Genomic DNA, 12,646 nt, shown 5'->3' on the forward strand with positions numbered 1-12,646 from the left:
GCAGCGCCGCTTATTGAATTGATGTGCCAAACTGAAGCGAAACGGACGGCTTCGGCATTGGGAGGATGGGTGTTTATCAATGAGCTGGAATGGCGGCCCCTGAGCGAGACCGAGCGACTACAGCTCCAGCTGCTGCTGGCGGAAGCGTATGAGCGGCTGGTTGATCTGGAGGATGATGTGCGCTGGTGGACTTACCGTGCCCGCATAATTGAGTTGCTTTTGGACAATCCTGCTGAGCGTGGCGAGGACATTCATATCTGCGACCTAGTGGTCTACCTGGCAAATGCTCTTTTGACGGCGGATATCGCGAGTTTCGGTCCAGAACACCGAATTGCAGGAAAACGCAAAATGGAAGCTTTTCGCGGACTTCCCGGTATAGCAGCCGAGGCGCTTGTCATCTTCCAAAGCAATGTCGCAACGTCTCCTAGGTTCTGCCCTTTTGATGGTCACCGCGTGGTGCTGTAGCGGGGCTCTATCTAGTTGCCGCTGGCGGGCAGCGCCGGAGGGTCAGGCGGCGGCGTCTTCAGCCGCAGGCTTTGGCTGGTAGACCAGCGTGCCGTCGAGGATGGCGGCCTTGATCGCTTCGAACTCCCAGGCGTAGTACTGCGACTCGACGTAAACCCGTAGCTCGGGATAGTCGTGCTGCTTCCGGCGAATGAAGGCCTCGGCCGCTTCCTTGGTAAAGTGGCTGTTCACGATTTCCCAACGCTTGTTCCAGCCGGTGACCGTGTGGTCGTCAAGTTCGCCCAAGATTTCCCACTGATCATCGGTATCAAGCTCCAGAAAATCGCACTCGTTTCTGGCCTGGACCGCCTGATTGAGTTCTACTTGCTCGTCCTCGTCGAGATCTGCCCAGTATTCCTCAGGGCTGAACCATCTGTTGTCTTCCAGGCAGACCGCCAGGCCCTCGGCGTAGTCAGCCTCATAGCCGTAGTCGATTCGCTTCTGCTGCACGGTGAACAGCGCGCATGCCGTGTGGTGCCACTTCACGCCCTGGCCATTACAGTGGTGGCGAAGGCGGGCGACGAAGTCCTGCCAGGTGTCTGCGCCCATCGGGTGGCCGGTTGCCAGACTCGGGCTGGCGTTGGTATCGCTCATGGCTTTCTCCATGCATGCGCCGCCCTCCGTGGCCGGATGCGGCATGGTGGCAATTTGGTTTGGGATGGGGTATTACGGGTGACCGGCATGAGGCCGGGCGACAAGGAGCGGTTGATGAGCGATCAGACATTTACGGTTGGCGAGTTGAAACGTCGACTTCAAGGGATTCCTGACGACGATATTCTGGAGTTCGACGGAGGCCTTACATTCAATCGAATCAAGCGTCGCGGTGATGACCTGGTGGTACTTGAGTTTGCAGAGCCACAGGCCTATCTCGATGAAGACTTCCGCAAGCGCAACCCGCATGTGCAGGTTGCTTTCGTTTCCGACAGCGGCCCTGAAGATGGCGAGCCTGTGTGGTCGGTCGATGTAGGTATTCAATAGCAGCTGGCAGTTTTTACCAGGCCGCTCGGTGGCATTTTGATGTGCTGCTGGCGCCGGCCGTGCCGGACGCGTGCGGTGATGCGGTTTATGCTGCTTTCTGCTGATTCCAGGCCCCGACAGCGGCAAAGATCTTTGCGGCCTCTGCTTCGTCGAGCGTTGTGTCGGTGGGTATGGCGATCCAGCCGGCCGCGACCAAGTGGTTAGGGTTGGCCGTGGCCCGCAGGTCGGCGTAGGTAATCTCGATTACGTTGGTCAGGTGGTCGGCCCGGTAGTTACCCTGCGGCGCGACCTCGATCGACTTGTGGTACCGCTCGCCGAGTTCTGTCCGGCAAAGCACGCTCAAGTAGATGGTCCATCGGTGCGGGATGTCGCACACGGCATCAACCACCTGGCGTACGCAGATCTGCTTGAGATTCTTCCAGTTGATCAGCACCTGCTGGCCGCTGGGATCGATGTTCACCACGGCGGCGTGGTTGGCCGAGACCAGGGCCCGGTACGTCCGCTCCAGGCGTGCCCGCATGTTGTGTGGCTTGCGCTTGCTCATTGCCGCGCGCCTGTCGCCGCCCCGGCCTCGCAGGCATCGACAAAGCGCATCGCCGCCTTGTAGCTGTAGGCGAACCCTTGCACGGCGCCGGTGGCGATCTCCACCACATCCCACATGCCGCCCTTGCCCGAAGCCTGGTAGCGCGGGGCCGGCTGGCCGACCTTGGCGTGCGCCTCAGTCCTGGCTGACTTGCTGCGCTCGAGCAGGGCCGCGAGCACGGCAATCTTCTGCTCGAAAGCAGGGTGCATTGCTGTCTGCATGGGATGATCCTCGGTGGGGTCAGGCTTGGTGTTCGAAGGCCTCGGCCTTGCGAACGATTCGAACTTGGGCGGTGCGGCGCTCCGGCGCGCGGCGGTCGCGGCGCATCGGGTCGCTGTCGTTGATGACCGAGTGCATGGCGATGAGGCCGGCGAGGGCGATGCACAGCGGGCTAATGATCTGCTGCCGCATGGCCTTCGTGACCGCCTCGATGCGGCGCCCGGCTTCCAGCTTGAACAGCGCGGCTTCGATGCGGTTGGCCACGGTGCCCGGGCTGACCGCCATCTGGCGGGCGATTTCCTTGGTGGTGAGGCCTTGGGCCACCCACAAAAGTGCTTCGAGCTCGCGGGGTGCCAGCGCCTTACCGAGCTGGCCAATCCATGAGCCGCAAGTAATCGTGTCCATGAGGTGCTACCTCGGTTTAGCGCCGTCCAAGGCTTCGCGCAGCTGCAGGACGAGCGCGGTGGGGATGGTGAGTGATCGGCTGTCCTCGTCGATCGAGTCCAGCGATGCAATTAGATTGCGTGATGCAACATGCACGGCGTCTAGCCGAGGCTTCGGGATCGAAGGGCCCTTCATAGAGCCGGCTGTTACTCGCTTCTTGCCGCTTGCCTGGGCTTTTTTCAGCTCGGCGCCCAAAACCTTTCCGGCGCCGTCGCCGTGTTCTCGAACAACCTGAGCAGCTGTAGTCGCCGAAACGTGGCCGGCGGCTACCAGGTTCTGCACATCCGTGTTTGCATTGCCCACGGTGAGAACCTGTTCGACATGCTGCCGGGTCTTTCCAACCTTCGTGGCGATCTGCTCCACCGACCAGCCGAAAGCGCGGAGCCGCTTGTAGCCTTCAGCCAGCTCAAGAGGGGAAAGCTTTTCGTTTTCCTGGCTGGTGATGATGCGTGCTACCCGATCGGCATCACTGCCTTCGAACGCGATCACGGGCACCCAGGCTTCCAGCACTTCGGGCCTGTCTTTGTTGGGCGTCCGAGGAAGCCGGCCTTCCGCATCGAGCTTCAGCAGCGCACGGCGCCGGCGGTGGCCATCGACAAGCCAAACACCGCCTTCCGCCCTCGGGCGAACTTCCAGCGGAGGAATCTGGCCGCCCGCCGCGACGAATTCTGCGAGAGAGCTGATGCTCGCCTCGAGCGCGTCGCCTTCGGTGCGGAGGTTGAAACCAGGCTCTTCGTGCAGGTCCTCGAGTTGAACCTTCATGGCATCGGCGCGCCGCACCTCGCCATCCTTGATCATTTGCTTGAACGACTTCGCCATTTGAGTTCACTTCCGTTGGGCTGCATTGGTCGTGACGCTCGCTGCCGTGGGCCTCCCGGACCAGGGGAGGGCGAACGCCACGACCGATGCAGCCTGGTGATGGGGAACCAGGTGATCGGGCCGTCTTTCCGGCTATCAGGGAATCAAATGACAGCCGCCAGAGTGCGGGTGCCATCGGCGTGCTGTGTTGCGATGTGCATGCTGATGTGATGCGGCGCGCTTCGCTGGATCGCTACGGCGGCCTTGCTGAAGCGCTCGTCGAAAGCGCCTTCACCATCAGGCAGATGGGAGGTGCAGGTCAGGCGGGAGCAGTCTTCGCCGTTCGGGCCCTCACCATCGTGGGCGATGTTGAAGCTGGCGATCATTGCAATGCCGTGGTCACGACAAACGGCGATGATGTTCTGCATCAGCGGGCTGATTTGCTCGTCGTAAATTTCTTCTTTGTTCACGGTGATGCCCTCGGGTTGATTTCCCGTCTGGCCCTGTCGCCAAGGCCAGCCAGTGAAATCGAAGTGATCCAGGCGCCCATCGCTCTCTGGGCTACGCGCTTCCCCGCATTGGCATGCGCGCCACTTGGTTACCTGAACCCAGCTCACTGCATGAGGCAGCTGCTGCCCTCATTTGCCGCTGAGGGTGACGGGTGTCGAGTTGTGTAAAGAGCGGCGGCCGGTGCGGGCCTCTGCAGTCCCTCGTGAGTGACTGCCTGATGTGAATTTAGAAAACTAAACGGATAGCGTCAAGATTTATTTTAGAAATCTAAACAGGCGAGGCGAGTGGACGCCCCTGCAGACCGTGCAATGTCAAGACTTCCGGCTCCGTAGGAGATCGGCTAATCTTGCGTGATCCCTGTATGGATATACAGTTAGTGGAGTGTCAGATGGCAAGGCCCCAGAAGCAGCAGGAAAGAGCGGTTATGTCGGATGTGGAGCGCCTGGGTCTTCGGGTGTCATCGATGATCAATCACCCGATTGCGCAGCAGCAGCGATGGGTCGTGATTCACCGCCTGGACACCGACGGTGACCGGGAGTGGGAAGAGGTGATGGGGATTCTCAAGGAAACTGACGGGATAGAAATGGAATTCAACGAGGAGGATGCCTCGGTTACGCTGCGTTGGGAGGCATTCTCGGATGATGACCCTCGAGCGCAGAACCAGGAGGAGTTCGTCGCGATCGAGGAGCTGGCGCCGTTCTAAGCGCGCAAGAAAAAGCCCGCGCTATGCGGGCTTCCTGGGATAGGTCACGCCTTCTTGGCGTTCCATATCAGCAAAACCTTCGCGTGCACCGTAACGTCATCGATCCGCGCGGTCTGGTTCTCGTAGTGCTTGTTGTCCGATATCAGGCGGAAGTGGTCCTCATCGAGGCGCATCAGGCGCTTGATATACAGCTCTTGGTGCCAGGTGATCACGTAGATACCTTCACCGATGAACTCGTTGATCCCGCGATCGACAATGACGAGGTCCTTGTCGTTGATCGTGCCTTCCATGCTCTGGCCCCAGCCGGTAATCATCGCCAGTGCCGAGGGAGCGGTGTAGGTGACGCCTTTCTCGCGCAGTACCTCCTCGCGCACCACCAGGTTACGAACGGCCTCGTTGTAGTCGGCCGGAACCTGGCCGTGGCCCATGGCTGCCCGAACGTCGTACTGAGGGATGAGGATCTCTTCCTGGGTGGGTTTGAGGCTCGAGTAGGCAGCAGGCAGGTACTCTTGGCCCTGATCCGGGCTATCAGCCTCAGCCGCGGCTGCCATCATCACCTCGCGTGCCTTTTCGGAAAGGTTCTTCCCGGCCTTGGAGGCCAGCATCTGCGCAACCAGTTCTGCAGTAGTCAATGAAGAGCTGGCAGATGATGGCTGGTCAGTAGCCTGGCCAGTACCGTCCGACAGCCATTGTGCTGAGCACTCTAGCGCTTTTGCCAAGGCGAGCAGGTTTTTGCCCTTGGCGCCGTTCGTTCCGTTGATCCAGAAACTCACGGTTGCCTTGGACACGCCAGACAGTTTGCTGAGGTCGGTGGAACTGAGGTTCAGCTCCTTCATGCGCGCGATAACGCGGTCTTTGAATTCCATATTTAGGATTCTAAACCTTTAGAAGTTTAGATAACTTGCCTTGTTGTGTTAAGAACTCTAAACTCGCCGAAGACATCGGAGAGACATCAATGACCTTTGACGAAGCCCTGAACCATTTCCGAACCGGCCGCGCCATTGGTGAAGCTCTCGGCGTTTCCAGTAGCCGTGTGTCCCAGTGCCGGGCGGCTGGTGGTTTCTCCTACCCAATGCAATGCGTTTTGGAGAAGGAGTCAGGCGGGAAGCTGGTCGCTAGACGACAAGACGTTCCACGCGTCGATTCTCTGAAAAGCGCCGTTTGACGGTAGGAATTATGCAAAACCTGGCATTGCGCCAGTAGATGACTGAAACACCTGCGAATCCATCCAGTACTGGAAAGGCAGGCGAAAAAAAACCGCCTGGCAGGGCGGCTTCTCTACAACAAACATCGAGGTCGATTATGCACTCTGCAATGGATGCAAGCAACACCGCACCCTTGGCCGTTTCGCACCAGAAGTCCTACCACAAATCCGCCGCACTTTATGCCGCGCGAATGATTCGCCTCCAGTACGCAGATGCCTCGAAAGCCGCGCTCCGCCGGGAGTGTGTCGAGCACTTGCGGGCATCGCTGTACGGGGGTGAGGCGTGAGCACCGTAGTCATGACGGCCTGCTGGCCGCTGCAAGGCATGAGCCCAGCGCAGAAGGCTGTGCTGATTTCCCTGGCCGACAATGCCAACGACGACGGCGTTTGCTGGCCCTCCGTAGCCACGATTGGTGCCCGCACATGTCTGTCGGAGCGCGCTGTCCGCAATGCGCTGCGCTGGCTTGAGGAGTCCAGCCTGCTGCAAAGTCATCAGCGTTTCGGTCGATCCACCTGGTACACGATCACCCCGGCAGCATATGCCCCCGGCACGATATGCCCCCCGGCACCAGATGCCCCATCACCCCGGCAGGAGATGCCCCCCACCCCGGCACCAGATGCCCCCAGAACCGTAAAGGAACCGTCAATTGAACCGTCACCTGATGGCGAACGCGTTCCGCGCTCCCCGTCTTGCCCGGTTCAGGACATCGTTGATCTGTTCAACCGAGTTCTTTCGCCGGCCCTGCCTGCAGTGGTGCTTGTGTCCGAGGCGCGCAAGAAGCAACTCCGTGCTCGTTGGAATCAAAGCGCTGTTCACCAGAGCCTCGAATTCTGGGCCGAGTACTTCGCCGACGTAGCCAGGTCCGACTTCCTGATGGGGCGTGCTGCGGGTAAGTTCGGCGCTGCGCCGTTCCGCGCCACCTTCGACTGGCTGATTGCTCCGTCCAACTTCGTGAAGGTGGTGGAGGGCAATTACCATGCGTGAGCCCTACAACGCTGAGGCCGAACATGGCCTGTTGGGCGCGATGCTGCAGCGCCCGGAACTGATCGACACCCTGTCCGACGACCTGTCGCCTGAGTCGTTCTACTTTGCGGAGAACGCTGAGGTATTCCGTGGCATCCTGGCGCTGCGCGCTGCCGGCAAGTCTGTCGACCTGCTGACCGTGGCCGATCAGATCGGCGTGCTACACAACGGCGACCGTGCTCTCGGCCATTGTGCATCCCTGGTGGCCAACACCCCGAGCGTGGCCAGCGCGGGCACCTATGCCGGTATCGTTCGCGAGCGGGCCATTGAGCGCGCCTTGTACGAGCTGAGCGACCGCACCCTGGAGATCGTGCAAGGCAGCGGCGACATCCAAGACAAGATCGCGGCCGTGCAGGCGGCGGCCATGGGCATTGACGCTGGCGGTGATGGTGATGAGGTCGTGAAGGCAGCCGACCTGATGGCCGACCAGCTGGAGGTGTGGCAGGAGCGTCACGACCGGCTGTCACGCGGCGAGACGCTGATCGGCCTGTCGACCGGCTTGACTGACCTGGACGAGAAACTGGGTGGCCTGCAGCCAGAGCAGTTGATCATCGTGGCGGGCCGTCCAGCCATGGGAAAAACCACCTTGGCCATGGGCTTCGTACTGGACGCTGTGGTGCGCCAGAAGAAGTCCGGCCTGGTCATCAGTCTAGAGATGAGCAATGGCCAGCTCATTGACCGCGCCGTCGCCGCTGAAGGCCGGATTCCGCTCAACCTGATCAAAAACGGCTCAGCCTGTGAGTCGCATGGCGCCGAGCTTTGTGCTGCCGCGGCCAAGCTGAAGCACGCCAACCTGTTCATCGCCGACCGCGCCGCCGCCACGGTGGGCCGCATCCGCTCGCTGGCACGCCGGCACAAGATGCGGTACGGCCTGGACATCCTGATGATTGACTACCTGCAGCTGATGGACGGCGAGGGTGGCAATCGTACCGAAGCGGTCAGCAGCATCAGCCGCGGCTGCAAGCTGCTGGCCCGCGAGCTGGGTATCCCTGTCGTGCTGCTGAGCCAGCTCTCCCGCAAGTGCGAGGAGCGCCCCAACAAGCGCCCGGTGAACTCCGACCTTCGCGAGTCGGGCGCCATCGAGCAGGACGCCGATGTGATCCTGTTCGTGTACCGCGACGAGGTCTACCACGAAAACAGCGAGTTCAAGGGCGTTGCCGAGATCATTGTCGGCAAGGGCCGCGACATCGAGACCGGCACCGTCCGGGCTGCCTTCCTAGGCCAATACAACCGCTTCGAAACCCTCTCGGCCAGTTGGCAGCCGCCGGCCAAGGCCCCAAGCCAATCCGAGCGGCCGTTGTCGGCCCGCTACGCACGCAAGGAAGTCGCATGACAGCACCCGCCCTTCGCCCGTTCAAGGCCAAGCCGGCCCGCGCCAAGCCCGTCGACCGGGAAGGGCAGGAGCAGGCCGCGCTGATGCAGGAGCTGCAGTTGCGCTACCCGCAGGCCTACAAGTTGATCTACCACGTGCCGAACGGCGGGCACCGGGTCAAGGCCGTGGCCGCCAAGCTGAAGGGGCAGGGGGTGAAGGCGGGCGTACCCGACCTGGTGCTGCCGATGGCGCGGGGTGGGTATTTCGGCCTGTACATCGAGTTCAAGGCCAAGCCGCCGTTCGATGCTCCTGTGTCGCCGAGCCAGGATGCTTACCTGCAGGCGCTCGCCGCCCAGGGCTATCTGGCCATCGTGTGCCGGGGCAACATCGACGCGGTTGAAGCCATCCGGGCCTACCTGCTGCTGCCTGCGACGGTGGCCGCATGAGTGCTACCCGGGAAGTGAAACTGAGCGAAGCCGAGGTGCGCCGGCAGGCCGCCGACAAGTCGGTGCGTGACTTGCGCGACCCGCGTCACCCCGGGCTGTACCTACGCTTCTGGAGTAACCGCGAACGCGGTACCTGGCACCTGGTGCGCGGCAAGAAATGGGTTCCGGTCGCCCGGTGGCCCGAGCTGAGCGTGGCGGCGGTGATTGCCGAACTGCCCGCGCTGCGTCAGCGCCTGCTGCGCGACCCGGCCACCGCGAACGTGGTGTCAGGCATGGCCACCGTGGGCCAGCTGCTCGACTGGTACGGCGACCGCATGGCCCGTGATCGTTCGCTGTCGGCGAAGCGCAAGGCCGGCGCCCGATCCGCCATTGCCCAGCACCTGAAGCCGCGCCTGGATGACCTAGCCGTGGCCAGTGTGAGTGCCGAGGCGCTGGACAAGCACCTGATGTGGCCGTGCCAGGCCGAAGTGTCGTTGTCCTACTTGCGGCAGATGTTCGCGCTGCTGCTGACCGCGTTCCGCCAGGCCCTGCAGCTGGGGCTGATCGACCGGAACCCGATGGCCGGGATGCGCTTCAACGATTTCACCAAGGCCCGCATCCTGCCTAAGGCGGCCCGGCTGCGCGGCGTGCAGCTGCCCGAGCTGATGCAGCAACTTGCCCAGGCCTTCGAGCGGGATCCTGGGGACGCCATGCTGGCCCTGATGATGCTGGCCCACGGCACCCGGATCGGTGAGACCCGCATGGCGCGCTGGAGCGAGATTTCCCTGGCCGCCGCCGAGTGGTTCATTCCGGCGGCGAACACCAAGACCCGCACCGAGCATCGCCTGCCGCTGACCACCCAGGTGGCGGCGCTGCTGACCCGGTACCGGACGATCCAGCAGGCCCGTGGCTACGAGGGCGTGTACCTGTTCCCGAACCGCCGTGGCCTGCCGCTGAGCGAAACCCAGGCAAGCATGGTGTTCACCCGACTGGGGCAGGGCCAGTGGACCAGCCACGACCTGCGCAAGGTGTCCCGTACCACCTGGACCGACCTCGGCATCGACGGCCACATCGGCGAGATGCTGCTGAACCACACGCTGGGGAAGATCGCCAGCACCTACATCCACACCCAGGCCATGCAGCAACGCCGGGCGGCCCTGGAGAAGTGGCACGCCTGGTTAGACGGCATCGGCTTTGGTGCCATTCACGGCCTTACCAAGGCCTTATCGGGAATTTCACAGAATTCGGCCCAGCCAGCGGAACACAGGGCGTCCAGCGACCTTGCCGAATTTGTAATTAGCGAGGATTCGAAATGAAGAACGACGACAAGAACCGCGCCGAGTTCGAGCGCCGCTTCCCGGTCCCGGTTGGCATCAAGTGGGATCCTTCTGTTGGCGATTACGTCGTCACTTGCGAGGGCTGTTGGATGGCTGCCGAAGAAGTTGTCTTCCAGGCCCGCCGGGAAGGCTGGTTGGCATGCCGTGAAGCGATGCGCGTGACCAATCCGTTCCCCGTCCAGATGGGTGACCCGGACGCAGCGTGGGCGCGCCAGGTGGCCGAAAAGTCGTTGCGTGCCCAAGGCTTCAAGGTGGTCGGCTGATGAAGAAGCACGGCCCAGCCTTCAAGAAGGTCGTGATCGAGCTGGACAAGTGCCCTTTGTGCCGTGGGAGAGCGGTCACTCAGGGTGTGTTTCACGAACTGCCATGCGACCACTGCAACACCTCGGGCTTTGTGGCGGCTGCAACCGGCGAGGCCCTGGCCCTGGATGAACTGGTGACCCAGCTCAGCATTCGGCTTCGGGCAGCGCTCAGGCAGATCGAGCAGTTGAAGAACCCTCAGGCATCCGGGCCTGAGGCTACATATCAGGGAAGCAACCGGCGCGGCGCCGGCGGCACCAATTACACCGGGGATTGAGGGGGAAAGACATGAAAAAACGAACCTACGTAGATAAGGCCCTTGGTGACACCGCTTACATGCTTGAGCAATGGGGCTGGTGGCGCATGGATGCCATGGGCGTGCCTTACTATGTATGTCCGCTGTATGCGCTTATGAAGGAGCACGCTCCAGCGGAAGGAGGGCTCAAGCAATACGTGATCACGGACGACCTAGCACTTGCGGTGGACGGCGCCGTAGCCAGGCTGAACAAGCGCAACCCGCAGTTGGGCGGTTTCGTCTGGCTGTACTTCGGCGCTAAATGGCCGGCGCTGCGGATCGCCCGTGAGCACAAGATGGGTGAAGCCAAGGCGCGCGAGCTGATCAACACTGGAGTGGCCTGGATCGATTGCGCCCTGGAGCGATTACGCGAAGCTGCATAAAAAAGCTTTCCGCGCGGATAAACACCTGTTTTCATAGCAGCGTGTCCAGCTTGCAAGCAACGCGACACAGACGAACCCCGGCCATTGTGTCGGGGTTTTTCGCTTTTGCGGATGACCCGCCCAGGCAGCTGGGCTAAGTCGGTAGTGGCGTCGATCAAAGCCGTGCGCTCCCTGATCGGCTACGCGATGAGAGTCTGGGGTACGTGACCCAGCGAGCCAGACCAACAAGCCGGGAAGCTCCGGCCCTCCGCACCAATACCAAGCCTCAGCACCCGCTGGGGCTTTTTCGTTTTCGGCTCCACCACACCCATCGCCCCGAGCTGGGAGTGCTGTTGGGGCTGAACCTACTCCGCTCCCCAAAAGGGAGGAATCGAGATGCCAAACATGCCCGAGAAGGATCCTGGCCTGTGGGCCGCTGTGCTCACCTGGGTGCTGGCCCATCAGCCTCAGCTGTATGCCGCTGGCTTGTCAGTCGCGATCGCCGTCCTCCGGGTGGTGTATGGCGGCGGCACCCGGCGGCAGATGTTCTTGGAGGGCGCGTTGTGCGGCCTCATCACCCTGGCCCTGGTGCCGTTGCTCGAATGGATGGGCCTGCCACAGGGCATGGCCACCTTCGCAGGCGGAATGGTCGGCTTCATGGGCGTTGAGAAGCTTCGCGGCTATTCGGACCTGTTCCTGTCTCGCAAAGCACAAGGGTGACCCGATGATCACGCTGACTGACGTCAACCGCCGCCAGCACTATCTGGCCCCGGCGGCTGTTGCACGCGTGCAGGAGGCCGGCACTAGCTCGCAGTGGCACGGCATCTGCGCCATCGTCCACACGTTCGACGGCCAGGTGCTGGAAGTGCGTGAGCGTGCTGCCGATATCGCGCAGCAGCTCAGCATGCGCAGGACTGAGTGATGGCCTGCAGTGGGTGCGCCGCTCGGCGCGAGTGGATCAACAAATGGATGAAGGTGGCCCGTGAACGAGCAAGCAATCTCTTTGCTCCAGCAGATCCTGGACCAGCAGAAGAAGCAGACAAGCCTGCTCGAACAGATCGCGACCCAGAACCTGGCACTGATCGAAGCGCTGGCGGATGAAGGCGGCGTCGATCCTGACGCCCCGCCTCAGACTTACCTGAGTGGTGCGCCATGCCGATGAGACCTCAGCGCCCGTGCCGGGCGTCAGGGTGCAGAGCACTGCACCGCAACGGCAATGGATACTGCGATGGTCATGCCGACCTGGCTGCCGAGCAGGCCAAGGCTTGGGCGACACGTAAGGGGTCAGGCCGTGGCGGTCGCCCGTGGCGGCGCAAGCGTGAGCGAATCCTGAAGCGAGATCAGTACCTCTGTCGGTGCGATGACTGCACCCGGCTCGGCCGCATCCGCGAAGCGCATGAGGTTGACCACATCGTGGCCTTGGCCCACGGCGGCACCGACGATGACAGCAACCTTCGGGCGATCAACCGCGACTGCCACAAGGTCAAGACGCAGCGGGAGTCGAAAACGGTCAAAAAATGATCGAAAATGGCGTAAATGAGACAAGATCTCATTGGGCGGGAGGGGGAGGGTCAAAAGTTCAGGCCTTTCCGCTCGGACACCGCGCCCTCAGTCGTTTTTTTACACCCGCGAAATATAAAGTTTAATG

Annotated in this window: 21 protein-coding genes; 14 read left to right on the plus strand and 7 right to left on the minus strand. The window is 61.8% G+C overall.

Annotated features, from left to right (window positions below; all coding sequences use genetic code 11):
* Positions 1–69 precede the first annotated feature (69 nt).
* Positions 70–465 carry a hypothetical protein gene (locus C6A77_RS25265; RefSeq protein ID WP_133295865.1) on the plus strand — a complete coding sequence of 132 codons (396 nt, stop codon included), beginning with the start codon at positions 70–72 and terminating at the stop codon, positions 463–465.
* A 42-nt stretch (positions 466–507) separates the two neighbouring features.
* On the opposite strand, the gene C6A77_RS05665 is transcribed toward C6A77_RS25265, so the two are convergent.
* Positions 508–1,098 (minus strand): hypothetical protein, encoded by a 591-nt coding sequence (locus tag C6A77_RS05665; RefSeq protein ID WP_241507391.1) that lies wholly within the window; start codon positions 1,096–1,098, stop codon positions 508–510.
* Positions 1,099–1,212: 114 nt separating this feature from the next.
* Here C6A77_RS05665 and C6A77_RS25620 point away from each other — a divergent pair, with 114 nt between their 5' ends.
* Complete coding sequence (locus tag C6A77_RS25620) at positions 1,213–1,482, plus strand: hypothetical protein (RefSeq protein ID WP_114168406.1); 270 nt, start codon at positions 1,213–1,215, stop codon at positions 1,480–1,482.
* A gap of 85 nt (positions 1,483–1,567) precedes the next feature.
* Here C6A77_RS25620 and C6A77_RS05675 read toward each other — a convergent pair whose 3' ends face one another.
* From C6A77_RS05675 to C6A77_RS05695, 5 genes are all read right to left on the minus strand, one after another.
* Entirely contained in the window at positions 1,568–2,026 is a 459-nt protein-coding gene (locus C6A77_RS05675) for a hypothetical protein (RefSeq protein ID WP_114168407.1), read from the minus strand.
* Positions 2,023–2,286 carry a hypothetical protein gene (locus C6A77_RS05680; protein ID WP_114168408.1) on the minus strand — a complete coding sequence of 88 codons (264 nt, stop codon included), beginning with the start codon at positions 2,284–2,286 and terminating at the stop codon, positions 2,023–2,025. Before C6A77_RS05680 ends, C6A77_RS05675 begins: the two co-directional genes overlap by 4 nt.
* Before the next feature lie 19 nt (positions 2,287–2,305).
* A complete protein-coding gene (locus C6A77_RS05685) occupies positions 2,306–2,689 on the minus strand; it encodes a helix-turn-helix transcriptional regulator (RefSeq protein WP_114168409.1) in 384 nt (127 codons plus the stop codon).
* A 6-nt stretch (positions 2,690–2,695) separates the two neighbouring features.
* A complete protein-coding gene (locus C6A77_RS05690; RefSeq protein ID WP_114168410.1) occupies positions 2,696–3,547 on the minus strand; it encodes a ParB N-terminal domain-containing protein in 852 nt (283 codons plus the stop codon).
* A gap of 143 nt (positions 3,548–3,690) precedes the next feature.
* Complete coding sequence (locus C6A77_RS05695; protein WP_114168411.1) at positions 3,691–3,996, minus strand: hypothetical protein; 306 nt, start codon at positions 3,994–3,996, stop codon at positions 3,691–3,693.
* Between the two features lie 428 nt (positions 3,997–4,424).
* Here C6A77_RS05695 and C6A77_RS05700 point away from each other — a divergent pair, with 428 nt between their 5' ends.
* Positions 4,425–4,739 carry a DUF1654 domain-containing protein gene (locus tag C6A77_RS05700; RefSeq protein ID WP_114168593.1) on the plus strand — a complete coding sequence of 105 codons (315 nt, stop codon included), beginning with the start codon at positions 4,425–4,427 and terminating at the stop codon, positions 4,737–4,739.
* Positions 4,740–4,783: 44 nt separating this feature from the next.
* Here the strand turns inward: C6A77_RS05700 and C6A77_RS05705 are convergent, their stop codons facing one another.
* Entirely contained in the window at positions 4,784–5,605 is an 822-nt protein-coding gene (locus C6A77_RS05705) for a S24 family peptidase (protein WP_114168412.1), read from the minus strand.
* 636 nt (positions 5,606–6,241) lie between these two features.
* Between C6A77_RS05705 and C6A77_RS05720 the strand changes: the two genes are divergently transcribed.
* From C6A77_RS05720 to C6A77_RS05770, 11 genes are all read left to right on the plus strand, one after another.
* A complete protein-coding gene (locus C6A77_RS05720) occupies positions 6,242–6,928 on the plus strand; it encodes a helix-turn-helix domain-containing protein (protein ID WP_114168415.1) in 687 nt (228 codons plus the stop codon).
* Positions 6,921–8,300 (plus strand): replicative DNA helicase, encoded by a 1,380-nt coding sequence (gene dnaB, locus C6A77_RS05725; RefSeq protein WP_114168416.1) that lies wholly within the window; start codon positions 6,921–6,923, stop codon positions 8,298–8,300. Before C6A77_RS05720 ends, dnaB begins: the two co-directional genes overlap by 8 nt.
* Positions 8,297–8,725 (plus strand): VRR-NUC domain-containing protein, encoded by a 429-nt coding sequence (locus C6A77_RS05730; RefSeq protein ID WP_114168417.1) that lies wholly within the window; start codon positions 8,297–8,299, stop codon positions 8,723–8,725. Before dnaB ends, C6A77_RS05730 begins: the two co-directional genes overlap by 4 nt.
* Entirely contained in the window at positions 8,722–10,020 is a 1,299-nt protein-coding gene (locus tag C6A77_RS05735) for a site-specific integrase (RefSeq protein WP_114168418.1), read from the plus strand. The genes C6A77_RS05730 and C6A77_RS05735 overlap by 4 nt, the downstream gene beginning before the upstream one ends.
* A complete protein-coding gene (locus C6A77_RS05740) occupies positions 10,017–10,304 on the plus strand; it encodes a hypothetical protein (RefSeq protein WP_114168419.1) in 288 nt (95 codons plus the stop codon). Before C6A77_RS05735 ends, C6A77_RS05740 begins: the two co-directional genes overlap by 4 nt.
* Positions 10,301–10,618: a hypothetical protein gene (locus tag C6A77_RS05745; RefSeq protein ID WP_114168595.1), complete on the plus strand. Its 318-nt coding sequence runs from the start codon at positions 10,301–10,303 to the stop codon at positions 10,616–10,618. Before C6A77_RS05740 ends, C6A77_RS05745 begins: the two co-directional genes overlap by 4 nt.
* Positions 10,619–10,629: 11 nt before the next feature.
* The gene (locus C6A77_RS05750; RefSeq protein ID WP_114168420.1) at positions 10,630–11,019 is read left to right on the plus strand and encodes an antiterminator Q family protein; all 390 of its coding nucleotides are present in this window, start codon (positions 10,630–10,632) and stop codon (positions 11,017–11,019) included.
* Between the two features lie 375 nt (positions 11,020–11,394).
* Positions 11,395–11,718 carry a phage holin, lambda family gene (locus C6A77_RS05755; RefSeq protein ID WP_010952643.1) on the plus strand — a complete coding sequence of 108 codons (324 nt, stop codon included), beginning with the start codon at positions 11,395–11,397 and terminating at the stop codon, positions 11,716–11,718.
* A 4-nt stretch (positions 11,719–11,722) separates the two neighbouring features.
* A complete protein-coding gene (locus C6A77_RS05760; protein ID WP_114168421.1) occupies positions 11,723–11,920 on the plus strand; it encodes a hypothetical protein in 198 nt (65 codons plus the stop codon).
* A gap of 60 nt (positions 11,921–11,980) precedes the next feature.
* Complete coding sequence (locus C6A77_RS05765; protein ID WP_114168422.1) at positions 11,981–12,160, plus strand: YebO family protein; 180 nt, start codon at positions 11,981–11,983, stop codon at positions 12,158–12,160.
* Positions 12,151–12,519 (plus strand): HNH endonuclease, encoded by a 369-nt coding sequence (locus C6A77_RS05770; RefSeq protein WP_114168423.1) that lies wholly within the window; start codon positions 12,151–12,153, stop codon positions 12,517–12,519. The genes C6A77_RS05765 and C6A77_RS05770 overlap by 10 nt, the downstream gene beginning before the upstream one ends.
* Positions 12,520–12,646 lie beyond the last annotated feature (127 nt).

Source organism: Pseudomonas sp. AFG_SD02_1510_Pfu_092 (assembly GCF_003331055.1).
Classification (GTDB): Bacteria; Pseudomonadota; Gammaproteobacteria; order Pseudomonadales; family Pseudomonadaceae; genus Aquipseudomonas.